The 21,264-nt window shown below is 65.0% G+C and carries 24 protein-coding genes and 1 tRNA gene; 15 read left to right on the top strand and 10 right to left on the bottom strand.

The window, feature by feature from the left end; translation table 11 throughout:
- Positions 1-21: 21 nt before the first annotated feature.
- Together ndk and ampC are read left to right on the top strand one after the other, a co-directional pair.
- On the top strand, positions 22-444 hold the full coding sequence (ndk, locus tag GL284_RS06230; RefSeq protein ID WP_155043731.1) for a nucleoside-diphosphate kinase: 423 nt from the start codon (positions 22-24) through the stop codon (positions 442-444).
- Positions 445-561: 117 nt separating this feature from the next.
- Entirely contained in the window at positions 562-1,689 is a 1,128-nt protein-coding gene (gene ampC / locus GL284_RS06225) for a class C beta-lactamase (RefSeq protein WP_230382916.1), read from the top strand.
- A gap of 43 nt (positions 1,690-1,732) precedes the next feature.
- Here the strand turns inward: ampC and GL284_RS06220 are convergent, their stop codons facing one another.
- The 5 genes from GL284_RS06220 to GL284_RS06200 all read right to left on the bottom strand — a co-directional run bounded on the left by GL284_RS06220 (position 1,733) and on the right by GL284_RS06200 (position 5,988).
- Complete coding sequence (locus tag GL284_RS06220; RefSeq protein ID WP_155043729.1) at positions 1,733-2,962, bottom strand: cytochrome b/b6 domain-containing protein; 1,230 nt, start codon at positions 2,960-2,962, stop codon at positions 1,733-1,735.
- The gene (locus tag GL284_RS06215; protein WP_155043728.1) at positions 2,959-3,537 is read right to left on the bottom strand and encodes a thymidine kinase; all 579 of its coding nucleotides are present in this window, start codon (positions 3,535-3,537) and stop codon (positions 2,959-2,961) included. Before GL284_RS06215 ends, GL284_RS06220 begins: the two co-directional genes overlap by 4 nt.
- 74 nt (positions 3,538-3,611) lie before the next feature.
- Positions 3,612-5,090, bottom strand: coding sequence for a DEAD/DEAH box helicase (locus GL284_RS06210; RefSeq protein WP_155043727.1), 1,479 nt, complete (start codon positions 5,088-5,090; stop codon positions 3,612-3,614).
- A gap of 219 nt (positions 5,091-5,309) precedes the next feature.
- Positions 5,310-5,759 (bottom strand): D-aminoacyl-tRNA deacylase, encoded by a 450-nt coding sequence (dtd, locus tag GL284_RS06205; protein ID WP_155043726.1) that lies wholly within the window; start codon positions 5,757-5,759, stop codon positions 5,310-5,312.
- A gap of 1 nt (position 5,760) precedes the next feature.
- Complete coding sequence (locus GL284_RS06200) at positions 5,761-5,988, bottom strand: hypothetical protein (RefSeq protein ID WP_155043725.1); 228 nt, start codon at positions 5,986-5,988, stop codon at positions 5,761-5,763.
- A 91-nt stretch (positions 5,989-6,079) separates the two neighbouring features.
- Here GL284_RS06200 and GL284_RS06195 point away from each other — a divergent pair, with 91 nt between their 5' ends.
- On the top strand, positions 6,080-6,331 hold the full coding sequence (locus tag GL284_RS06195; protein ID WP_155043724.1) for a DUF2312 domain-containing protein: 252 nt from the start codon (positions 6,080-6,082) through the stop codon (positions 6,329-6,331).
- Positions 6,332-6,421: 90 nt separating this feature from the next.
- Here GL284_RS06195 and GL284_RS06190 read toward each other — a convergent pair whose 3' ends face one another.
- On the bottom strand, positions 6,422-7,297 hold the full coding sequence (locus GL284_RS06190) for a hypothetical protein (RefSeq protein WP_155043723.1): 876 nt from the start codon (positions 7,295-7,297) through the stop codon (positions 6,422-6,424).
- Between the two features lie 529 nt (positions 7,298-7,826).
- Between GL284_RS06190 and GL284_RS06185 the strand changes: the two genes are divergently transcribed.
- Positions 7,827-8,624, top strand: a complete 798-nt coding sequence (locus GL284_RS06185; protein WP_155043722.1) for an alpha/beta fold hydrolase — start codon at positions 7,827-7,829, stop codon at positions 8,622-8,624.
- 102 nt (positions 8,625-8,726) lie between these two features.
- Here the strand turns inward: GL284_RS06185 and GL284_RS06180 are convergent.
- Positions 8,727-8,802, bottom strand: a tRNA-Thr gene (locus GL284_RS06180).
- Between the two features lie 437 nt (positions 8,803-9,239).
- Between GL284_RS06180 and rpsB the strand changes: the two genes are divergently transcribed.
- Both rpsB and tsf read left to right on the top strand, forming a co-directional pair.
- Positions 9,240-10,016 carry a 30S ribosomal protein S2 gene (gene rpsB / locus GL284_RS06175; protein WP_155043721.1) on the top strand — a complete coding sequence of 259 codons (777 nt, stop codon included), beginning with the start codon at positions 9,240-9,242 and terminating at the stop codon, positions 10,014-10,016.
- 113 nt (positions 10,017-10,129) lie between these two features.
- Positions 10,130-11,041 (top strand): translation elongation factor Ts, encoded by a 912-nt coding sequence (gene tsf / locus GL284_RS06170; RefSeq protein ID WP_155043720.1) that lies wholly within the window; start codon positions 10,130-10,132, stop codon positions 11,039-11,041.
- Between the two features lie 61 nt (positions 11,042-11,102).
- Here the strand turns inward: tsf and GL284_RS06165 are convergent, their stop codons facing one another.
- Positions 11,103-11,969: an autoinducer binding domain-containing protein gene (locus GL284_RS06165; RefSeq protein ID WP_155043719.1), complete on the bottom strand. Its 867-nt coding sequence runs from the start codon at positions 11,967-11,969 to the stop codon at positions 11,103-11,105.
- 282 nt (positions 11,970-12,251) lie between these two features.
- On the opposite strand from GL284_RS06165, the gene GL284_RS06160 reads away from it, so the two are divergent.
- From GL284_RS06160 to GL284_RS06125, 8 genes are all read left to right on the top strand, one after another.
- A complete protein-coding gene (locus GL284_RS06160) occupies positions 12,252-12,836 on the top strand; it encodes a (d)CMP kinase (protein WP_155043790.1) in 585 nt (194 codons plus the stop codon).
- Positions 12,833-13,876, top strand: coding sequence for an NAD(P)H-dependent flavin oxidoreductase (locus GL284_RS06155; protein ID WP_155043718.1), 1,044 nt, complete (start codon positions 12,833-12,835; stop codon positions 13,874-13,876). The genes GL284_RS06160 and GL284_RS06155 overlap by 4 nt, the downstream gene beginning before the upstream one ends.
- Before the next feature lie 187 nt (positions 13,877-14,063).
- Positions 14,064-15,743: a 30S ribosomal protein S1 gene (gene rpsA / locus GL284_RS06150; protein WP_155043717.1), complete on the top strand. Its 1,680-nt coding sequence runs from the start codon at positions 14,064-14,066 to the stop codon at positions 15,741-15,743.
- Positions 15,744-15,946: 203 nt separating this feature from the next.
- The gene (gene ihfB / locus GL284_RS06145) at positions 15,947-16,234 is read left to right on the top strand and encodes an integration host factor subunit beta (RefSeq protein ID WP_155043716.1); all 288 of its coding nucleotides are present in this window, start codon (positions 15,947-15,949) and stop codon (positions 16,232-16,234) included.
- A 36-nt stretch (positions 16,235-16,270) separates the two neighbouring features.
- Positions 16,271-16,660, top strand: coding sequence for a LapA family protein (locus tag GL284_RS06140; RefSeq protein WP_155043715.1), 390 nt, complete (start codon positions 16,271-16,273; stop codon positions 16,658-16,660).
- A gap of 4 nt (positions 16,661-16,664) precedes the next feature.
- Positions 16,665-17,312 carry a phosphoribosylanthranilate isomerase gene (locus GL284_RS06135; protein WP_155043714.1) on the top strand — a complete coding sequence of 216 codons (648 nt, stop codon included), beginning with the start codon at positions 16,665-16,667 and terminating at the stop codon, positions 17,310-17,312.
- 67 nt (positions 17,313-17,379) lie between these two features.
- Entirely contained in the window at positions 17,380-18,612 is a 1,233-nt protein-coding gene (trpB, locus tag GL284_RS06130; RefSeq protein WP_155043713.1) for a tryptophan synthase subunit beta, read from the top strand.
- Positions 18,613-18,736: 124 nt separating this feature from the next.
- Positions 18,737-19,087 carry a hypothetical protein gene (locus tag GL284_RS06125; RefSeq protein ID WP_155043712.1) on the top strand — a complete coding sequence of 117 codons (351 nt, stop codon included), beginning with the start codon at positions 18,737-18,739 and terminating at the stop codon, positions 19,085-19,087.
- A 34-nt stretch (positions 19,088-19,121) separates the two neighbouring features.
- Here the strand turns inward: GL284_RS06125 and GL284_RS06120 are convergent, their stop codons facing one another.
- On the bottom strand, positions 19,122-19,736 hold the full coding sequence (locus GL284_RS06120) for a DsbA family protein (RefSeq protein WP_155043711.1): 615 nt from the start codon (positions 19,734-19,736) through the stop codon (positions 19,122-19,124).
- A gap of 81 nt (positions 19,737-19,817) precedes the next feature.
- Here GL284_RS06120 and alkB point away from each other — a divergent pair, with 81 nt between their 5' ends.
- Positions 19,818-20,441, top strand: a complete 624-nt coding sequence (alkB, locus tag GL284_RS06115; RefSeq protein ID WP_230382917.1) for a DNA oxidative demethylase AlkB — start codon at positions 19,818-19,820, stop codon at positions 20,439-20,441.
- On the opposite strand, the gene GL284_RS06110 is transcribed toward alkB, so the two are convergent.
- The gene (locus GL284_RS06110) at positions 20,438-21,259 is read right to left on the bottom strand and encodes a bifunctional allantoicase/(S)-ureidoglycine aminohydrolase (RefSeq protein ID WP_155043789.1); all 822 of its coding nucleotides are present in this window, start codon (positions 21,257-21,259) and stop codon (positions 20,438-20,440) included. The genes alkB and GL284_RS06110 overlap by 4 nt on opposite strands.
- Positions 21,260-21,264 lie beyond the last annotated feature (5 nt).

The following is a 21,264-nucleotide window of genomic DNA, read 5'->3' as shown; positions in this document are numbered from 1 at the left end:
GACGCGGAAAAGGACAGCATCATGGCCACCGAGCGCACGCTTTCGATCATCAAACCCGACGCCACCAAGCGCAACCTGACCGGCAAGATCAACGCCAAGTTCGAGGATGCCGGCCTGCGCATCGTCGCGCAAAAGCGCATCCAGCTGACCCTTGCCCAAGCCGGCCAATTCTATGCCGAGCACAAGGAACGCCCCTTCTTTGGCGAACTGACCGAATTCATGGTGTCGCAGCCGGTCGTCGTGCAGGTTCTGGAAGGTGAAGGCGCCATCCTGAAAAACCGCGAAGTCATGGGCGCGACCAACCCGGCCAATGCCGACGCGGGCACCATCCGCAAGGAATTCGCCCTGTCGGTCGGCGAAAACTCGGTCCACGGCTCGGACAGCCCGGAAGCTGCCGCGCGCGAGATCGCCTTCTTCTTCTCGGGTCTTGAACTGGTCGGCTGATTTCGCCGTCCCAAGACTGACCGGAAGGGCCGCCCGCACAGGCGGCCCTTTTTCCTGCGGTTTCCCCAAAGGCCGCCTTGCGGTAACAAGGCGCATAATCAGAAACGGGGCAGGATGATGACGACACGATTTGCCGGGGCATTGGCCCTTTCGCTGACCGCCGCCGGGCCGGGGCTGGCGCAGGATCTGGCCCCCGCCGCCGAGGCCGCCTTCCGCGAGGCCATCGCCCGGCACGACATCCCCGGCCTTGTCGTCGGTGTCACGCATCACGGCCGCCACAGCTTTTACACCACCGGGCTTGCCTCGCGGCAGGACGGGCGCGAGGTGACGCCCGATACGCTGTTCGAGCTGGGCTCGATCAGCAAGATCTTCACCGTGACGCTGGCGGCACTGGCCGAAGAGCGCGGCAAGCTGTCGCTGGACGCGCCGCTGGCCACGCATCTGCCGCAACTGGACAAGACCCCGGCGGGCGCGCTGACGCTGATGGATCTGGCCACGCATCACTCGGGCGGGATGCCCTTGCAGGTGCCAGACGCGGCGGGCAGCACGGAGGACGTGATCGCCTGGCTGGCCGGTTGGACGCCGCCGCAGCCCGGTGCGCGCAGCTATTCCAATGTCAGCATCGGTCTGCTGGGTCATGTGACCGCGCAGGCCTTCGAGATGCCCTATGCCGACGCGGCCCAGCAGGTGCTGTTCCCGGCCATGGGGCTGACCGACAGCTGGATCACCGTCCCGGCGCAGCGAATGCCCGATTACGCATGGGGCTATGACCGCAAGACCGACGCCGCGATCCGGGTCAATCCCGGCGTGCTGGATGCCGAGGCCTATGGCGTCAAATCCAGCGCCCGCGACTTGGTGAAGCTTCTGGACCTGCAACTGGGGCACGGCGGATCGTCCGCGTTGCGCGCCGCCATCCAGCGGACGCAGCAGGGGCAGGGGCGCACGGAATATTTCACACAGGCGATGATCTGGGAAAGCTATCCATGGCCCGCCGCGACCCAGGCGATGGTGGCGGGCAACGGCACGGATTTCATCCTGTCGCCGCAGCCGATGCAGATGATCGCGCCGCGCCTGCCGCAGGGGGTGATCCTGAACAAGACCGGCGCGACCAACGGCTTTGGCGGCTATGTGGCGCTGATCCCCTCGGAGGATCTGGGCATCGTTGTGCTGGCCAATCGCAACTACCCGAACGAGGCGCGGGTGCGGGCCACGCATGATCTGATCCAGAGGCTGCTGGCCCGATAGGACACGGGCCGGGGATCGCCCCGGCCCGTCCTTCTGATGTGTGTTACTGCTTTCGGGCCGTCAGATCGAAACTGATCGCGACGGTAAAGCCCACCGTGCTTTCGTCGGCATAGCCTGCGCCGATGCCGAAATCGCGCCGGTCGACCTGCATCACCCCCTTGGCGGTGGCATCGTCGCCATTCAGCGTCAGATCAAAAGGCAGCTCGGCATCGACGGTCTTGCCCGCGATGGTCAGCTGGCCCTTGGCGATATGCTGGCCGCCTTGGGCCGGGGGCAGGATATCGGCCACGAAACTGGCTTTCGGATGGGCGGGCGCGTTCAGGAAGTCCGGTCCGGTCGCGGAACTGCTGACCGATCCCAGCGCCAGCGAGGCGATGTCGATATCGACATTCACCTTGCCCGCCTGCGTGGCCGGGTCATAGTCGATCTGTGCCGTCCAATTGGCGAACTGGCCCTGAACGGGATTGCCGCCCTGAACGACCTCGATGCCCAGCGTGCCTTGCTGCACGGCCCAGCCAGCGGCTTGCGCGGGTGCGGCGTCGGCAGGTGCTGCGGCGGTTTGCTGGCTTGCGGCAGGGGCTTGCGCCGCCGGGGCCGGTTCGGGGGCGGCCAGCAGGGCGGTTGCACCCCAGATGGCCAGACCCGCCACGGCTGCCAGCACATGCATGATGGTGCGGTGTTCGGCATGGGGCGGCTCGGGGGCTTTATGCGCGGGACCGGCCATGCGGTTCAGCGTGCCGTCGCGGTCGATGACCGTGTGCTTGATCGCGCCCGCGACATGCAGAACGATCAGCCCCGCCAGCACCCACCAGCCGGTTTCATGAAAGGCGGCAAACCGTTCGGCCAGATGCGCATCCTCGGGGACGATGGGCAGGCGCTGGCCAAATGGCCACAGGATCCGCGAAAACCCGCCCGGCGCCGCCGAATGCAGCAGCCAGCCGGTCAGCGGCATGATGACCATGCCGATCCACATGCCCCAATGCACGATCTCGGCCAGAAAGGTCTCGGCGCGGCGATGCGGGTGCAGGGGCTTGGGCTTTGTCTGCGTCAGCGTCCACAGGATGCGCAGGACGGCCAGAAACAGCACCGCCACGCCCACCGTCTTGTGGACCGAGAAGGTGGCAAAGATCGCCTGCAACTGGTCCTGCGAGCCGCTGGGCAGGTTGGCCCCGTAAAGGCCCAGACCGATGGCCGCAAGGATCAGCAGGGCGACGGTCCAGTGGAAGAAGCGGGCCACCCCGCCATAGGCGCGGGCGTCGTTGCTGGCTTTCATATCGGTTCTCCGGTGGCTTCCCGCCAGTGACGGCGGCAAAGCGAGACATAGGTTTCATTCCCCCCGATCTGGACCTGCGCCCCCTCGCGCAGGACCGTGCCGTGTTCGTCCTGACGGACGACCATCGTGGCCTTGCGGCCGCAATGACAGATGGTGCGCACCTCGCGCAGATCGTCGGCCCATGCCAGCAGCGCCTGCGATCCGGGGAAAAGCTGCCCCCGGAAATCGACGCGCAACCCATAGCACATGACCGGCAGATGCAGGTCGTCGGCGACCCGGGCCAGTTGCCAGACCTGCGCCTTGGTCAGAAACTGCGCCTCATCGACGAAGATGCAGGCGCAATCCGCGCCCTGATCCGCGATCAGCGCCAGCAGATCCGTGGCGGGCGTGAAGGTCGTGGCGGTTTCCGAAATCCCGATGCGGCTGCCGATCCGGCCCGGCCCGGCGCGGTCGTCCATCGCGGCGGTCAGCAGCAGCGTCTGCATCCCGCGTTCGCGATAGTTATAGGACGCCTGCAGCAACAGCGTGCTCTTGCCGGCGTTCATCGTGGAATAATGGAAATAAAGCTTGGCCATGCAGGCAGATAGCCGCGCGCATGGGCATCAGGCAAGCCGCCGCATCGCCATGGATGCGGCGGCTCACGCATTGTTCAGTCGCGCTGTGCCGATTTCGGCGCGCGCGAGGGGCGGCGGGCAGGGCGCTTGCGCGCGCCACCGGCAGGGGCGCCGCTGCGACCGGCGGGACCGCCGCGTTCGCGCATCTTGGCGGCCTCGAACGGGGCCTCGCCGCCGACGACCGGGATCGTGGCTTTCATGCTTTTCTCGATCGCGCGCAGATCGGCGATCTCGGCGGGCGAGCAGAAGGCGATGGCCCGGCCATCGCGACCGGCGCGCGCGGTGCGGCCGATGCGGTGGACATATTGATCGGGCACGTTCGGCAGGTCGTAATTATAGACATGCGCCACGTCCGGGATGTCGATGCCGCGCGCGGCCACATCGGTCGCGACCAGCACCTTGGTTTCCCCGGCGCGGAAGCCCGACAGCGCCCGTTCCCGCTGGCCCTGCGACTTGTTGCCGTGGATCGCCGCGACCTTGAAGCCCCATTTCTCAAGCAGTTTCGACAGCTTTTCGCAGCCATGCTTGGTGCGGCCAAAGACGATCGCCAGCTCATCGCGATGCTTGCCCAGATATTCGGCCAGAAGCGTCGCCTTGTCGCCCTGATTGACGAAATGCACGCCCTGTTCGATCTTGGCGGCCGCCTGACCCGGCGGGTTCACCGCGACCTTCAGCGGATCGGTCAGATAGCTGTCGGCCAGTTCCTCCATCAGCTTGGGCATGGTGGCTGAAAACAGCAGCGTCTGGCGTTCGCGCGGCAGCAGCTTGGCGATGCGGCGCAGCGCGTGGATGAAGCCGATGTCCAGCATCTGATCGGCCTCGTCCAGCACCAGATACTTGGTCTGCGACAGATCGACCGCGCCGCGTTCGATCAGGTCGATCAGCCGACCGGGCGTGGCGATCAGCACATCGACGCCGCGCTCCATCCGCATGGTCTGCACGTTGATCGAGGCGCCGCCGACGACGCGGAACTGCCGGATGGCAGTGCCTGCGGCGTAAAGGTCGATGTTTTCGGCGATCTGGGTGGCCAGTTCGCGGGTGGGGGCAAGGATCAGCGCGCGGCAGGTCCGGGGTTCGGGCTTGCGGCCGATGTTCAAGAGGCGGGTCAGCATCGGCAGGCCGAAGGCTGCGGTCTTGCCGGTGCCGGTCTGTGCCAGACCCAGCAGGTCACGCCCTGCGACGATGCCGGGGATAGCCTTTTCCTGAATGGGTGACGGCGCGTCGATGCCCATGGGCGGCAGGTTCACCGCGACGCGGGCGTCGATGCCCATCTGGGTAAAGGGCGTGTCGATATCGGGAATGGCGCGACGGATGAACTTTTCCTCGGGCTCTTCGCGATGGCGGCGGTGGTTGTGGCTGTGGTTGGTGCCGGGGCCGTCATTGCGCGGGAAGCGCGGCTTTGCGCTTTTTTCGCCCCGGGGCTTTGCATCGGCACCGCGCGGTTGGCGGGGCTTGCCGTCATGGTGACGGGGTTTTCCCTGACGGGCAGGGCGGGTGGTCGTGTCTTGCGTCATGTCGTCTTTCAGCCAGATCGCCCGCGTATAGGCGCAAATGGCAGGGGGCCGCGGATTTTCCGCGGCGTTGCGAGGGAACGGGCGCGATACGCTTTGCCCGCAAGCCTCCCCGCGTGAATGGGAAACTGAAAATCGTGCCGACCTGACGCAGGTTGCGTCGGCTGCTCACGCGGCAGCGGACGGCGACAGGGCAGGAGATGAGGGCAGGGCGCTGAAAAGTCAAGCGCGGTCGGTGGAATCCATCCAGATCGTCACCGGACCGTCATTCACCAGCGACACCGCCATATCGGCGCCGAAGCTGCCGGTTTCGACCGGCAGGCCCAGACCGCGCAGCGCCTGGGCGAATTGCTCATACAGCGCCTGTCCGCGTGCGGGGGCCTCGGCCGAAGAAAAGCCCGGACGGTTGCCGGTGCGCGTGTCGGCGGCCAGCGTGAACTGGCTGACGACCAGAACCGCGCCGCCGATATCGCTGACCGAGCGGTTCATCTTGTCCGCCTCGTCGCGGAAGATGCGCAGCTTGGCGATGCGCGCGGCCAGCTTAAGCGGCGCGTCGTCCGGATCGCCCTGCATGGCGCAGACCAGCACCATCAGGCCCGGCCCGATGCGGCCCACGGTCTGTCCGGCGATATCGACCTGCGCCTGCGTGACACGCTGGATCAGGGCGCGCATCTCAGCGGCCCAGCATGATGCCAAGGACCACGAACATCAGCCCGAAGACCGATCCGGCCAGCGCCGCCATGTTGACGACCACGACCCGGCGCATGACCGCGCGCATGCCTTCATCGTCCAGCTTGCGGGATTTGGCGCGCGCGACCGTGACCATGCACCAGACCAGCGCCGCCAGTCCCGCCACGGTCAGCACCGTGCCGCCCCAGATGAAGCCGTCCCAGATCGTCATATGCGCCCCCATGTCCTGCCGGTCGGGACTAGCCGCGATTGCACTGGCTCGCAAGACCGCCTATTCCCCGGCCAAAAGCAAAGGAGCGGAAATGTCTGACGACAACGCCTATGGCATCGCAGCCGGAGAACTGCGCCAGTTCATCGAGCAGTTCGAGCAGCTGGAATCCGAAAAGAAGGACGTGGCCGAGCGCCAGAAAGAGCTGATGGCCGAGGCCAAGGCGCGCGGCTATGACACCAAGGTGATGCGCAAGGTCATCGCGCTGCGCAAGCGCGACAAGGACGACATCGCCGAGGAAGAGGCGATCCTTGAGATGTACAAGGCCGCGCTTGGCATGGCCTGATGACAGGCATGGCGTGACGACAAAGGGGGCCGCGCGCCCCCTTTTTCATCCGCAGGTTTTCGTCAGGCTGCGTCTGTTCGGGGCGCGAGATCAGGGCGCGATGAATTCGACGCCGGACAATGCGGCGATTTCGGCCACGTCCTGATCGTAAAGTTCGGTGATGTGGTCGACCAGATCCTGCGTCCAGCCCGGCAGGTCGATGTCGATCTCCATCTGATCGGGCAGGGCATGGGCGGCAAGCGCCGCCGCAAAGATCTCGCGCCGGGTGTCGACCGTCAGGCGCTCTTGCTTGGCCATCTCGTCGCGGATCATCTGCAGACCCTCGGGGCTGAGGATATCGCCCAGCACCTGCAAACCGGCGCGCAGCGGCACGTCGCTGGGCATGGTGGCGATGCGGCGCACGACCTCGGGCCAGATCAGCGAGGTGTCCTCGTGGCACCAGATCACAAGGCGGCTGTCCGGGACGGCGGCCTGAATGGCACGGATCGCCGGGGCCCAACGCAGGCTTTCGGGCGGAATGGCGCCCATCCATTGCTCATAAGGGCCGGTATTGTCCTGACTGGCGACATAGGGGATCAGCGTCGCCGGGTTTTTCAGCGCGATGAAGAACTCGGTTTCCGCTGAGGGAAACAGGTTCGCCAGCGCCGCCAGCTGCCCGCCCGCCTTGGCATAAAGCCCGTCCGAAGACGCCGCGCGCGAGGCCTTGCCCAGAAAGGTCGGCGTCGAAAAGATCACCCGGCGCGGATTGTCCGTGTCAAGGATCGCATCCAGCATGACCTGTTCCATCTCGGGCGTGGACGGATCGCCGTTCAGCGCGGTCAGCGCCTCATTGAAGATGTCGCGATGCTTGGCCGGGGTCAGCGCCTCGACGCCATGTGTCAGCAGCCAGTCGCGGTTCTGCGTCAAGGTCTTGACCATGCGATAAAGATCGGTGCCATGGACCCCGCAGTGAAAGACGACTTGCATGCGTTGCGCACTCCCCGACTCGTTCAGGCGCGCACAGTAGCGAGCAACGGGGCGCAGGAAAACCACCCCTGCGGATCAGCACGAAAGATCATTCATCGGCAACGTGCGGCGCGAAACCGACCGCGCGCGACGATCACGTCTCGCGTCTGACGGGAATCCTGGGGACAGGAGGGACAACCGGGCGAGCGCCACCACAACACTCGCCCAGTTCTGTCGGGGCTAAACAAAACAAACGCTTACCACCACAACCAGCTACCGCCTACCGACGTGTGTGTTATGCCAAAGCTCGCGCTTTACGGGTAGTTGACTATTTGGTCAGGCTGCGGGTGAACCTGCCTGTCTGTTTCGACAGGTTTTGGGCGGTTTCGGCAGCAAGATGGGCGAAAATTCGCCCCATGGGCGATGCGGCGGGGGATTCGCCGGAATGGAATCACCCCCTTGCCCGCCAATTGCGGCCAGAGGCGAACGGAACCTGCCGGGCCGGTCTTGGTTGATCCCAAAGCCCCTGCCGGGCCGGAGAGGAACCACAATGACTTCGCTCTATAAGGAATCGACGGGCAGCGGACGCCCGGTCGTGCTGATCCATGGCTGGCCGCTGTCCGGTGAGGCTTGGGAAAAACAGGTGGGCGTCATCGCCGATGCCGGTTACCGCGTCGTCACCTATGACCGGCGGGGCTTCGGCCGGTCGGAGAAGCCGTCCTCGGGTTATGATTACGACACGCTGGCCGCCGATCTGGCGGATCTGCTGGAAGCCGAGGATCTGCGCGACGTGACGCTGGTCGGTTTCTCCATGGGTGGCGGCGAGGTGGCGCGCTATGTCGCCAATCACGGCGAGGATCGTTTGCACAGCGTCGTCTTTGCCTCGGCCGTGCCGCCCTTCATGATGAAAAGCGACGACAACCCGGATGGCCCGCTGACCCCCGAGGCCGCCAAAGAAATGGAGGACGGGCTGAAGGCCGACCGCGCCAGTTTCTTTGATGAGTTCACCACCAATTTCTTCAGCGCCGATGGCGAATTGCGTGTGACCGAGGCCGACCGCCAGAAAGCCATCGCGCTGTGCGAGCAATCCGACCAGACCGCCGCGCTGGCCTGCATGGAATCCTTTGGCACCACCGATTTCCGCGAGGATCTGAAAAAGATCACCGTGCCGACGCTGGTTCTGCATGGCGATGCCGACGGGATCGTGCCGCTGGAGGGATCAGGCGCGCGGACCCATGCGGCGGTCGCGGGCTCGACGGTGGTGACGATCGAGGGCGGGCCGCATGGGGTGAATGTCAGCCATCCGGACGAATTCAACGCAGCGCTGCTGGACTTTCTGAAGCGCTGATCCGGCACCGCTTACCGAATCCCCCTTGCGGCACATCGCGGCAAGGGGGCTGCAAACTGGCTGAGGTTTGCGGTTCAATATATTGATTTCAGGCTGAATTCATGGTGCCGGTTATAGGAATCGAACCCACGACCTTCTGATTACAAATCAGCTGCTCTACCTGCTGAGCTAAACCGGCGTTGCGCCCGAACTACCTGTAATTGCTGGGGTGGGCAAGGGGCTTGGGATGGCCGTGCTCATGGGCCGTGGCCCGATTTCCCAACCGAGTTCCCACTTTCACGTTCCGCCCCGGATCTGTTCCCGCGCTGACCGCGCTTGTGATACCCGGCGGCTGGCCGGGGACGTTAATGCCTCGGCCCGAACCCGGACTGTTTGACAATCGCCACGGCCCGCGAAAAAGTGAACCATCCTTCGCGTCCGCTCCACCCTGCGATCCGGTGACGGCTTTTCCTGCCGCATCCGCAGACGGCTCTTGCAATCTGTGGCGAAAAGGCCTAGATCGCGCGCACTTCACAGGTGGGGTCGGGCCTCCGAGGGAGAAATCCTCGCAGGTCCACCGGTTGGGGCAATTGCCCTGAAAGCCCCGCCAAGGCGCAAACCGGAAAGGAACATGGAATGGCGCTTCCCGAATTCTCCATGCGTCAGCTGCTTGAAGCTGGCGTGCACTATGGTCACCAGACGCAACGCTGGAACCCCCGTATGGCCGAGTTCATCTATGGTGAACGCAACGGCATCCACATTTTCGACCTGACGCAGACCGTCCCGATGCTGGACGCCGCTCTGCAAGCCGTGCGCGACACCGTGGCCAAAGGCGGCCGCGTGCTGTTCGTCGGCACCAAGCGTCAGGCGCAGAAGGCCATCGCCGAAGCCGCCGAGAAATCGGCCCAGTATTACATGAACCACCGCTGGCTGGGTGGCACGCTGACCAACTGGAAAACCGTTTCCCAGTCGATCCAGCGCCTGAAAGCCATCGATGAGACCATGGCTGGCGGCGCCGAAGGCCTGACCAAGAAAGAGCGTCTGCAGATGGAGCGCGAGCAGGCCAAACTGCAAGCCTCGCTGGGCGGCATCCGCGAAATGGGCGGCCTGCCGGATCTGCTGTTCGTCATCGACGTGAACAAGGAAGACCTTGCCATCGCCGAAGCCAAGAAGCTGGGCATCCCGGTCGTCGCCATCGTCGACACCAACTGCTCGCCGAAGGGTGTGGACTATATCATCCCCGGTAACGACGACGCGGCCCGCGCCATTGCGCTGTATTGCGATCTGGCCTCGCGCGCTGCTCTGGACGGCATGACCGCCCAGATGGGTGCGGCCGGTGTCGATCTGGGCGCGCTGGAAGCAAGCCTTGACGAAGATCTGGAAGGCGAAGTCGCCGAGACCGTCGAAGCCTGATCGGACAGGATCCCGTTCTGTGCGGGGTCCGGCCGAACCCCTTGGGGTTCATGGAATATTCATCAGGCGGGGATAAGCCCCGCCTGACGCATGAGAAAGCAAGGAGACATCCGATGGCTATCACCGCTGCGATGGTGAAAGAGCTGCGCGAAACGACCGGCGCGGGCATGATGGACGCCAAGAAGGCGCTGACCGAAACCGAAGGCGACATGGATGCCGCCATCGACTGGCTGCGCACCAAGGGTCTGGCGAAAGCCGCCAAGAAAGCCGACCGCGTTGCCGCCGAAGGTCTGATCGGCGTGGCCGTCAGCGATGGCCGCGGTGTCGCGATCGAAATCAACTCGGAAACCGACTTCGTTGCCAAGAATGCCGACTTCCAGTCGCTGGTGGCCGAAGTGGCCAAGGTGGCGCTGCAGACCGGCGACTCGGTCGAGGTGGTCAAGGCGGCCGACCTGAACGGCGAAACCGTTGATACCGTCATCACCAATGCGATCGCGCGTATCGGTGAGAACATGACCTTCCGCCGGATGCATGTGCTGGAAGGCGACACCGTCGTCTCCTATGTCCACAATGCCGCCACCGAAGGCATGGGCAAGATCGGCGTGCTGGTCGCGCTGAACGGTCCGGCCGACAAGGCGCAGGTCATCGGCAAGCAATTCGCCATGCACATCGCCGCGACCAATCCGCTGTCGCTGTCGGAAGCCACCCTTGACCCGACGCTGGTCGAGCGTGAGCTGCAGGTCCAGACCGCCAAGGCGCTGGAAGAAAACGCCTCGGCCGACAAGCCGAAGCCCGAGCAGGTGATCCACAACAACATCATTCCGGGCCGCATGAAGAAATTCCTGTCCGAGAACACGCTGCTGGGTCAGGCTTTCGTCATCAATCCCGACCTGACGGTCGAGCAGGCCGCCAAGGAAGCCGGGGTCGAGATCACCGGCTATGCCCGCGTCGCCGTCGGCGAAGGCATCGAGAAGAAGGAAGAGGATTTCGCAGCCGAGGTCGCCAAGACCCTCAGCGGCGCCTGATCCCCGATATCCTGCGATACGGCAAACGCCGGTCCCCTTGGGGCCGGCGTTTTGCATTGGATCAGATCTGGTTGCTGCGGGCGGCCCGTTCCATCGCCTCGATATAGGACCATGGCTGGGCGGGCGTGTCATCTGCAGGGGCCGCGGGCGCGGGCCTTGGCGGTGGCGGGGTGCAGGCCTCGCCCGGATCCACGAAGATCTGGCGGCGGCTCATGGCCAGCAGCACCGCCTGCGCGCTGGTGCGGGCGCCAAGCGCCTTGCGCGCCAGCCGCATGTGCTTTTCGACCGTGCCGGGGGTCAGATCCAGTCCCAGCGCGATTTCCTGCGTGGTCATGCCGCTGCCGGTCAGTTCCAGCACCTCGCGCTGACGCAGGGTCAGGATCTGGTCCGGCTGACGATAGGGCAGGTTGGCCAGTCGTTGATGCAGAACCGAGGTCAGCAGCACGCCATAGCGCTGGCATTCGCTCCAACGGTGGTCAAGTTCGGTCTGTGCGATCCCCGCAGGGCCGATCAGCAGGATACCCGCGCGCACACGCGGCACGCGGTCCGACAGGCTGATGGCGATGCCTGCGCGCAGGCCGTGGCTGGCGAACAGGTCCAGACATCCCGCCTCGGCGATGCTCAGCCGGCCGTCGCGACGACGCTGATTTGCCCAGTCCCAACTGCGCCAGCCATGGTTGCGCACCATCCAGCCCAGCATGGGGATGCTGTCGTGAAACTGCCGCTCAAGGATCTGGGTATCCAGCCCGTCGGGCAGGTTGGACAAGCGGATGCCCTCGTCCAACGAGGTGGTGCCGGTGCCGCCGATCAGGCGATGCCCGCCATACATCAGAAAGGGAAACCCCATGCGCGCCATGGATCCGGCATAAAGCGCCCAGGCGTCGTCGACGCTGCGGGCCGCGAGTATCGCCTCGATCTTGTGCAGCACGCTTATCCCCGACAGGTCTGTTTTTCACTTTGGCATCTTCCGGCACGCTCTTGTGACGGTTGGTAATAATATTGCCCGCGCAATTGAAGATGCGCAATCCGCGCGGGTTGGCAGGGTTTTTAGCATCAGGTCACGAAAGTGAAACCCCATTGCGGTCAGATACCCTCCGCTCAACCAGAGGGGCGGGTTTGCACTGGGCACATGCCTTGCCCTGCCGCCGGGCTGGTCATGCGGGGCCGGTCGTGGCATGGGTTCATGAAAACATGCAGCGGGACGACGGACATGCCCTTTACCATCGCCATCGACGGACCGGCAGCCGCGGGCAAGGGCACCATCGCCCGCGCCCTTGCGCGGCATTTCGGCTTTGCGCATCTGGATACCGGGCTTTTGTATCGCGCGGTCGGCGCGATTGGCGGCGATCCGGTGGCGGCGGCGCGCGGCCTTTCCCCCGCCGATCTGGAACGCGACGATCTGCGCAGTTCTGAAGCCGGGCAGGCGGCCAGCCGGGTCGCGGCCATCCCCGAGGTGCGCACGGCATTGGTCGAGTTCCAGCGCCGCTTTGCCCGCGCGGAACCGGGCGCGGTGCTGGACGGTCGTGACATCGGCACCGTCATCTGCCCCGAAGCCGAGGTCAAGCTTTACGTCACCGCCAGCGATATCGTGCGTGCCCGTCGCCGCGCGCTGGAGCTGGCCGCCGACGAGGCGCTGATCCTTGCCGAGCTGCGCGAACGCGATGCCCGCGACGCCGCGCGCGACGTGGCCCCCTTGCGCCCGGCAACCGACGCGATCCTGCTGGACACCTCGGATCTGAGCATCGAGGACGCGCTGGCCCGCGCCATCGACTATGCCAAAGCGGTCGGCGCATGAGCCTGCTTCTGGCCAATCTGGAGGTGCCGGTCATTCAGGCCCCCATGGCCGGAGCGGCAACGCCGCTTCTGGCGGCCGAGGTCAGCCGTGCGGGCGGGCTGGGCGCGCTGGGGCTGGGGGCGTCAAGCCCGCAGGACGCCGCCCGGATGATGCAGGAAACCCGGCAGCGGCTTGGCTCGGGCCGGTTCGGCGTCAATCTGTTCTGTCACCGGCCAGCGCATCGCGACCCCGCGCGCGAGGCGGGCTGGCTGGAGTTTCTGGCACCGGAATTTGCCCGGCATGGCGCGGTGCCGCCCGCGTCGCTGCACGAGATCTATCCCAGCTTTCTGCAGGATGACGACATGCTGGCCGCGGTCATCGCCGCGCGTCCGGTGATGATCAGCTTTCATTTCGGCCTGCCCGATGCCGCGCGGATTGCCGCGCTGCGCCAGACCGGGGCGGTGCTGATGGCCAGCGCCACCTCGCTTTCCGAGGCGCATGCGATCCGCGATGCCGGGCTGGACGCAATCATCGCGCAGGGCTTCGAGGCGGGCGGCCATCGCGGCATCTTCGATCCGGACGGGCCGGATGCCTGCCAGCCGGCGATGGATCTGATGTCGGGCTTCAAGGGGCTGGGCCTGCCGCTGATCGCGGCGGGCGGGATCATGACTGGCGCAGACGCCGCACATCACCTGCGGGCGGGCGCGGTGGCGGTGCAGATGGGCACGGCGTTTCTGGCCTGCCCGGAATCGGCGGCGGGCCCGGACTGGCGCGCAAGGCTGCGGCTGGGGCGCACGGTCATGACCCGCGCCATCTCGGGCCGTCCGGCGCGCGGCCTTGAAAACCGCCTTGTCGCGCTGGGAATGCGCCCCGACGCGCCCGCCTTGCCGGATTATCCGGTGGCCTATGACGCGGCCAAGGCGCTGCACGCGGCGGCGGGCGGGTCGGACTATGCCGCGCAATGGGCGGGGACAGGGGCTGCGCGGGCGCGGGCCATGCCTGCCGCCCGGCTGGTCGCGCAACTTGCCGCCGAAATCGCCGAGGCGCTGCAAACCAGCTGAAACCCTTGCCAGACTGGCAATTCCCCGCTATATCGCGCCGGTCGGAATGATGGATGCGGCCATGACAGGCCATGTCGGGAAGGGTCGGGCAGTCGCCGCGGCCCTTTCATCAATCCCGGCAGCGAAGCAAAAGACCGGCGGAGCCAACCGCAAGGCCAGAAAACCATGCAAAGGAAACTGTATATATATGTGCGCTAAAGCGACCATGGAGGAATTCGAGGCCCTCCTGAATGAAAGCCTCGAAATCGACACCCCGGACGAAGGTTCGGTTGTCAAAGGCAAGGTCATCGCCATCGAGGCGGGCCAGGCCATCATCGATGTCGGCTACAAGATGGAAGGCCGCGTCGATCTGAAAGAATTCGCAAATCCCGGCGAAGCCCCCAGCATCGCAGTCGGCGACGAAGTCGAGGTCTATCTGGACCGCGTCGAGAACGCCCGCGGTGAAGCCAGCATCTCGCGCGAGAAAGCCCGCCGCGAAGAAGCCTGGGACCGTCTGGAAAAAGCCTATGCCGCCGAAGAGCGCGTCGAAGGCGCCATCTTTGGTCGCGTCAAAGGCGGCTTCACCGTCGATCTGGGCGGCGCTGTTGCCTTCCTGCCGGGCTCGCAGGTCGATGTCCGTCCGGTCCGCGACGCTGGTCCGCTGATGGGTCTGAAGCAGCCCTTCCAGATCCTGAAAATGGATCGCCGCCGTGGCAACATCGTCGTGTCGCGCCGCGCCATTCTGGAAGAAAGCCGCGCCGAACAGCGCGCCGAAGTCATCGCCAACCTGACCGAAGGTCAGACGGTCGAAGGCGTGGTCAAGAACATCACCGAATACGGTGCGTTCGTTGATCTGGGTGGCGTTGACGGCCTGCTGCACGTCACCGACATGGCATGGCGCCGTGTCAACCACCCGTCGGAAATCCTGTCGATCGGCGAAACCGTCAAGGTTCAGGTCGTCAAGATCAACAAAGACACCCACCGCATCAGCCTTGGCATGAAACAGCTGCAGGCCGATCCGTGGGATACCGTCGGCGACAAGTTCCCGATCGGCTCGGTCCATGCCGGCCGCGTGACCAACATCACCGATTACGGCGCGTTCGTTGAACTGGAAGCCGGCGTCGAAGGTCTGGTCCACGTTTCGGAAATGAGCTGGACCAAGAAGAACGTCCACCCCGGCAAGATCGTCTCGACCTCGCAGGAAGTCGACGTGATGGTGCTGGAGATCGACGAAGCCAAGCGCCGCGTGTCGCTGGGTCTGAAACAGACCATGCGCAACCCGTGGGAAGTCTTTGCCGAGACCCACCCCGAAGGCACCGTCATCGAGGGCGAAGTCAAGAACATCACCGAATTCGGTCTGTTCATCGGTCTGGAAGGCGATATCGACGGCATGGTTCACCTGTCCGACATCTCGTGGGACCAGCGTGGCGAAGACGCGATCCAGGACTTCCGCAAGGGCGACATGGTGAAAGCCGTCGTTCAGGAAGTCGATGTCGAGAAAGAGCGCATCTCGCTCTCGATCAAGGCGCTGGAAAACGAAGCGATGGCGGAAGCCGTCGAAGGCGTCAAGCGCGGTTCGGTCATCACGGTTGCGGTCACCGCGATCGAGGATGGCGGCATCGAGGTCGAATACAACGGCATGAAATCCTTCATCCGTCGTTCCGATCTGGCCCGCGATCGTCAGGACCAGCGCCCCGAGCGCTTCCAGGTTGGCGACAATGTCGACGTTCGCGTGACGAACATCGATTCGAAATCGCGCCGTCTGGGCCTGTCGATCAAAGCCCGCGAAATCGCCGAAGAGCGTGAAGCCGTCGAACAGTTCGGCTCGTCCGACTCGGGCGCGTCGCTGGGCGACATTCTGGGCGCGGCGCTGAAAAGCAAGAACTGATCGCGTTCGATAAGAACCGGAAACGCCCCCAGACCCCGCGGTCTGGGGGCGTTTTCATGCAAGATGCCGCCGAGCCGGGCGCGAGACGGTAAAAAATCGGCAACCATTTCAGCAGGAAGGCGTTCTGGGATTGCAAGGCGCTGGGGCTGATCTAGAATGGTCTCGGCAGGTCATCCTCCATACTGCCAAATTCGGGAACCGAAATGATCCGATCCGAACTGATCCAGAAGATCTCAGAAGAGAATCCCCACCTGTTCCAGCGCGATGTCGAACGGATCGTCAACACCGTTTTCGAAGAGATCATCACTGCCATGGCGCGTGGTGATCGGGTCGAATTGCGTGGCTTCGGGGCGTTTTCCGTCAAGAAGCGCGATGCCCGTCAGGGCCGCAATCCCCGCACCGGCGAGGCGGTCAGCGTCGATGAAAAACATGTGCCGTTCTTCAAGACCGGCAAGCTGCTGCGCGAGCGGTTGAACGGCGAAGACGAATAGTCCAGATTGTCGCCAAGTTTTCCTTAGGGGTGATCCATGCGCGCGATCCGCTTGTTCTTCGTGGTTGTTCTGGCAGTGATGCTGATCTTTCTGGCATTGGCCAACCGTGACTTGGTGACCGTCAGCCTGTTCCCCGCGAATATGTCGCATTTCATCGGCGGCCAATGGGCGCTGACCATGCCGATCTTTCTGGCGCTGGTTCTGGCCATGGTCGTCGGTCTGCTAATCGGTCTGCTGTGGGAATGGCTGCGCGAGGCTGATATCCGCGCCGAAGCCAAGGCACGCGGCAAGGAGCTGGCCCGGCTTGAGCGTGAGGTGGGCGATCTGCGCCGCAGCCATGCCGGCCCGCGCGACGACGTTCTGGCCATTCTGGACGACTCCGCAGCGCGCCCCGCTGCAGGATCGAACCTGCCCGCAACGCGCTGATCCCATGTCGGTTTCTGTCAAGATCTGCGGGCTGACCCGCCCGGACGGCGTTGATGCTGCCGTCAAGGCGGGCGCGCGCTATCTGGGTTTCGTGTTCTTTCCGAAATCCCCCCGGCACGTCACCGCCGCCGAGGCTGCGGCACTGGCGGCTGATGTGCCTTTGGGCATCGCGCGGGTGGGGCTGTTCGTGAACCCGGACGATGCGCTGTTGGAAAGCACGCTGGCCTCGGTGCCGCTGGATGTGATCCAGTTGCATGGCGGCGAAGACCCCGCCCGCGTGGCCGAGGTCAAGGCGCTGACCGGCCTGCCGGTGATGAAGGCCGTGGGCGTGGCCGAGCCGAAGGATCTGGATGCGCTGTGGGACTATGGGCTGGTGGCCGACATGCTGCTGATCGACGCCAAGCCGCCCAAGGATGCCGATCTGCCCGGCGGCAACGGGCTGGCCTTCGACTGGCGCCTGCTGGCCGGTCGGCAGATCCTGAAGCCGTGGCTTCTGGCAGGCGGGCTGACGCCGGACAATGTGTCACAGGCCCTGCGGCTGACGCGGGCGCAGGGGGTCGATGTGTCCTCGGGCGTGGAAAGCGCGCCGGGGATCAAGGATCCCGACCTGATCCGCAGCTTCATTGCCCGCGCGACCGCGCCGATCCTGTAAGCGGCGCGGCTTTACCGTCCGGCGGATCGGATATAAGACTGCCCTCTGACACCGCGCGGAGGAAGCCATGCCCGAAGACCTGATCAACAGCTTCATGAACGGCCCGGATGAGCAGGGGCGTTTCGGCATTTTCGGTGGCCGTTTCGTCAGCGAGACGCTGATGCCGCTGATCCTTGACCTTGAGGACGAATATAATCGCGCCAAGCACGATCCGGCCTTCCGGGCCGAGATGGATGACCTGTGGGCGCATTATGTCGGCAGGCCCAGCCCGCTGTATTTCGCCCCGCGCCTGACCGAAGAACTGGGCGGCGCCAAGATCTATCTGAAGCGCGAAGAGCTGAACCATACCGGCAGCCACAAGATCAACAACGTGCTGGGCCAGATCCTGCTGGCGCGCCGCATGGGCAAGACCCGCATCATCGCCGAAACCGGCGCCGGGCAGCATGGCGTGGCGACGGCAACGGTCTGCGCGCGGTTCGGGCTGCAATGCGTGGTCTATATGGGCGCGCATGATGTGGAACGGCAGGCGCCGAACGTGTTCCGCATGCGGCTGCTGGGGGCCGAGGTCGTGCCCGTCACCTCGGGTCGCGGCACGCTGAAGGACGCGATGAACGACGCGCTGCGCGATTGGGTGACCAATGTGCGCGACACCTTCTATTGCATCGGCACGGTGGCGGGACCGCATCCCTATCCGGCGATGGTGCGCGATTTTCAGGCCATCATCGGCCGCGAAACCCGCTGGCAACTGGCCGAGCAAGAGGGCGAGGGCCGCTTGCCCGACAGCGTGATCGCGGCCATCGGCGGCGGCTCGAACGCCATGGGGCTGTTTCACGAATTTCTGGACGATCCTTCGGTCCGCATCATCGGCGTCGAAGCCGGTGGGCGCGGCGTCGATGACCGGATGGAACATTGCGCCAGCCTGACCGGCGGGCGTCCCGGCGTCTTGCACGGCAACCGCACCTATCTGTTGCAGGATGCCGAAGGCCAGATCCTTGAGGGCCATTCCATCAGCGCCGGTCTGGATTATCCGGGTATCGGGCCGGAACATGCCTGGCTGAAGGAACAGGGCCGCGCGGAATATGTCAGCGTCACCGATACCGAGGCGCTTGAGGCGTTCCAGCAGCTTTGCCGCACCGAAGGCATCATCCCCGCGCTTGAGCCCAGCCACGCGCTGGCCCATGTCAGCAAGCTGGCCCCGACGCTGCCCAAGGATCACATCATGGTGGTGAACCTGTCCGGGCGCGGCGACAAGGACATCTTCGCCGTGGCCAAGCATCTGGGCTTCGAGATGAAGGTCTAAGGGCCTCACGATCCGACACAAGCGATGACGACACGGCGACTGGCGGCAACCCGCCCGTCGCCGGTTTCGTTTCAGACCCAGAGATCGCAAAGGCGGTCCCGGTTTGGCACGAAGGAGGCCAATCATGTTTTCTAGATCCCTGAAAATCGCCTGTCTTGCCGCGTTGCCGCTGTTGTCGGCTGGTGCGGCCATGGCAGATTCCATCGCCGTTCTGACGCAATATCCCACGGCCAGAAACGAACAGACTGCCGATGACGTGTTCAAGGCGCAGCTCAGCGGGCAGGGCTTTCAGGATGTCGCGCTGAACCGCACCGCCGACCGCATCGACGTGCGCGGCGATCGCAATGGCGAACAGATCATGCTGAGTTATGACAGCGCCAGCGGCAAGCTGGTCGAGGTGAACGGCAAGCCGGCGCTGCTGGCCGATACCGAAGAACAGGCCATGACCGGCCACGGCTCGGCAGGCCATATGTAGGGCAAGGCCAAGCAGGGCCGGGGCAGTCCGGCCCTTACCTCGCCTGACTGGCGCGCGCCTCGGCGATCAGTTCGGCCAGATCGGCGCGCGGCAGCGCCCCGAAGCTGGCACGTTCGCCCGAGACAAAGCTGGGCGTGCCGACAAGGCCGATGGTGTCGGCCAGTTCCAGCGATTTCTCGATCCGCGCGGTGATCTCGGGCGATTGCATGTCGCGTTCCAGCCGCGCCACGTCCAGCCCGACCTGACGCGCGACGCGCAGGACCGAGGCTTTCTCGGCGCGGCCCCGCATCGCCATTAGCGCCTGATGGAATTCGGCGTATTTGCCCTGTTTCTGCGACGCCAAAGCCGCCGCCGCCGCATATTGCGAGCCTTCGCCAAAGATCGGGATCTCATGGATGACCAGCCGGACGCCGGGGTCGCTGGCAACGACTGCCGCCACATCCGGCGCGGCGCGGCGGCAGAAGCCGCAATTATAGTCGCTGAATTCGACCAGCGTCACATCGCCATCGGGATTGCCCATGACGGGCAGTCCTGCGCCGTTGAAGACCTGATCCTTGATCGCGGCGGTCTCGGCCGCGCTGCGGTCCTGCGCCAGCGCGGCAAAGGGCAAAAGGCACAGCAGGGCAAGGGCGGTCAGGTGGCGGCGCATCGGGATCTCCTTTAAGATCAGAAGCCATTGCCGGGCCTGCGGGTCAAGCCCGGTGCGATGACATTGACGTGGGAGGGGGCGATGGACCTGTTCGGAAAGCGCAAGGAAATGATCGGCCCCGGCGCGGTGATCCTGCGCGGCTTCGCGCAGGACCCGGAATTGCTGCAGGGCGTTGCCCGCGTGGCCGAGGTCGCGGCGTTCCGGCATTTCCAGACACCGGGCGGGCGGCAGATCGGGGTGCAGATGACGAATTGCGGCGCTTTGGGCTGGATCAGCGACCGGCGCGGCTATCGCTATGACGCGCAGGATCCGCTGACCGGACAGCCATGGCCCGCGATGCCCGATGCCTTTGCTGCGCTTGCGCGGGATGCCGCGTCACAGGCGGGATATGTGGGGTTTTCCCCCGATGCCTGCCTGATCAACCGCTATGTGCCAGGCGTCAAGATGGGCCTGCATCAGGACCGGGATGAGGCCAGGATGGAGGCGCCCATCGTCTCGGTCTCGCTGGGGCTGCCTGCGATGTTCCAGTTCGGCGGCACTGACCGCAAGGATCCCGTCCGGCGCTATGCGCTGGACCATGGCGATGTGGTGGTCTGGGGCGGGCCTGCGCGTCTGGCATGGCATGGCGTCTTGACCCTGAAGGACGGCGCGCATCCCGATACGGGACGCGCGCGCATCAACCTGACCTTCCGCCGCGCGGCCTAGCGCCACAGCGTCGCGTGGCGGTTCACATCCTTGTACAGCAGATAGCGGAAATTCCCCGGACCGCCCGCATAGCAGCATTGCGGGCAGAAGGCGCGCAGCCACATGAAATCGCCGGGTCCGACCTCGACCCAATCGCGGTTCAGGCGATAGACGGCCTTGCCCTCGATGACGAACAGCCCATGCTCCATGACATGGGTTTCCGCAAACGGGATCGAGCCGCCGGGCGTCAGCGTCACGATGGTGATATGCATGTCGTGGCGCAGATCGGCGGGATCGACAAAGCGCGTCGTGGCCCAGCTTCCGCCCGTGTCGGGCATGGGCGTTGGGGTGATGTCGCGTTCATTGGCGATCAGCACCTCGGGCTTGTCGACCCCCGGCGCGGGCTGCCAGCGTTTGCGCCACCAGTGAAAGCGCGAGGTATCCGCGCCGTTTTCCACCGACCATTCGGTATCCGCCGGGATATAGGCAAAGCCGCCCGGCGTAAGGTCATGCGTTTCGCCCGCGATGGTCAGGCGCAGCCCGCCATCGGTCACGAAGATCGCAGCCTGCACGCCGGGCTCGGTCTCGGGCGTCCTTGATCCGCCGCCCGGCTGCAATTCCACGACATATTGGCTGAACGTCTCGGCAAAGCCCGATAGCGGGCGGGCGATGACCCACATGCGCATCCCCGTCCAGCCCGGCAGGAAGCTGGTGACGATATCGCGCATGGTCGAGGCCGGGATGACGGCATAGGCCTCGGTGAAGACGGCGGTATCGGTGGACAGGTCCGTCTGCGGCGGCAGGCCGGCGAAGGGTCCGGCATAGCAGGCTTGGCTCATGGGTT

The sequence above is a fragment of the Paracoccus shanxieyensis genome (genome assembly GCF_009711265.1).
Lineage (GTDB): Bacteria > Pseudomonadota > Alphaproteobacteria > Rhodobacterales > Rhodobacteraceae > Paracoccus > Paracoccus shanxieyensis.
Note: the sequence above shows the minus strand (reverse complement) of the source record. Positions and strands in the feature narration are given on the sequence as shown.

Bases quoted from the DNA above. Each gene is read 5' to 3' on its own strand.
- ndk (WP_155043731.1), top strand. From the start codon at position 22: ATGGCCACCGAGCGCACGCTTTCGATCATCAAACCCGACGCCACCAAG.
- ampC (WP_230382916.1), top strand. From the start codon at position 562: ATGACGACACGATTTGCCGGGGCATTGGCCCTTTCGCTGACCGCCGCC.
- GL284_RS06220 (WP_155043729.1), bottom strand. From the start codon at position 2,962: ATGAAAGCCAGCAACGACGCCCGCGCCTATGGCGGGGTGGCCCGCTTC.
- GL284_RS06215 (WP_155043728.1), bottom strand. From the start codon at position 3,537: ATGGCCAAGCTTTATTTCCATTATTCCACGATGAACGCCGGCAAGAGC.
- GL284_RS06210 (WP_155043727.1), bottom strand. From the start codon at position 5,090: ATGACGCAAGACACGACCACCCGCCCTGCCCGTCAGGGAAAACCCCGT.
- dtd (WP_155043726.1), bottom strand. From the start codon at position 5,759: ATGCGCGCCCTGATCCAGCGTGTCACGCAGGCGCAGGTCGATATCGCC.
- GL284_RS06200 (WP_155043725.1), bottom strand. From the start codon at position 5,988: ATGACGATCTGGGACGGCTTCATCTGGGGCGGCACGGTGCTGACCGTG.
- GL284_RS06195 (WP_155043724.1), top strand. From the start codon at position 6,080: ATGTCTGACGACAACGCCTATGGCATCGCAGCCGGAGAACTGCGCCAG.
- GL284_RS06190 (WP_155043723.1), bottom strand. From the start codon at position 7,297: ATGCAAGTCGTCTTTCACTGCGGGGTCCATGGCACCGATCTTTATCGC.
- GL284_RS06185 (WP_155043722.1), top strand. From the start codon at position 7,827: ATGACTTCGCTCTATAAGGAATCGACGGGCAGCGGACGCCCGGTCGTG.
- rpsB (WP_155043721.1), top strand. From the start codon at position 9,240: ATGGCGCTTCCCGAATTCTCCATGCGTCAGCTGCTTGAAGCTGGCGTG.
- tsf (WP_155043720.1), top strand. From the start codon at position 10,130: ATGGCTATCACCGCTGCGATGGTGAAAGAGCTGCGCGAAACGACCGGC.
- GL284_RS06160 (WP_155043790.1), top strand. From the start codon at position 12,252: ATGCCCTTTACCATCGCCATCGACGGACCGGCAGCCGCGGGCAAGGGC.
- GL284_RS06155 (WP_155043718.1), top strand. From the start codon at position 12,833: ATGAGCCTGCTTCTGGCCAATCTGGAGGTGCCGGTCATTCAGGCCCCC.
- rpsA (WP_155043717.1), top strand. From the start codon at position 14,064: ATGTGCGCTAAAGCGACCATGGAGGAATTCGAGGCCCTCCTGAATGAA.
- ihfB (WP_155043716.1), top strand. From the start codon at position 15,947: ATGATCCGATCCGAACTGATCCAGAAGATCTCAGAAGAGAATCCCCAC.
- GL284_RS06140 (WP_155043715.1), top strand. From the start codon at position 16,271: ATGCGCGCGATCCGCTTGTTCTTCGTGGTTGTTCTGGCAGTGATGCTG.
- GL284_RS06135 (WP_155043714.1), top strand. From the start codon at position 16,665: ATGTCGGTTTCTGTCAAGATCTGCGGGCTGACCCGCCCGGACGGCGTT.
- trpB (WP_155043713.1), top strand. From the start codon at position 17,380: ATGCCCGAAGACCTGATCAACAGCTTCATGAACGGCCCGGATGAGCAG.
- GL284_RS06125 (WP_155043712.1), top strand. From the start codon at position 18,737: ATGTTTTCTAGATCCCTGAAAATCGCCTGTCTTGCCGCGTTGCCGCTG.
- GL284_RS06120 (WP_155043711.1), bottom strand. From the start codon at position 19,736: ATGCGCCGCCACCTGACCGCCCTTGCCCTGCTGTGCCTTTTGCCCTTT.
- alkB (WP_230382917.1), top strand. From the start codon at position 19,818: ATGGACCTGTTCGGAAAGCGCAAGGAAATGATCGGCCCCGGCGCGGTG.
- GL284_RS06110 (WP_155043789.1), bottom strand. From the start codon at position 21,259: ATGAGCCAAGCCTGCTATGCCGGACCCTTCGCCGGCCTGCCGCCGCAG.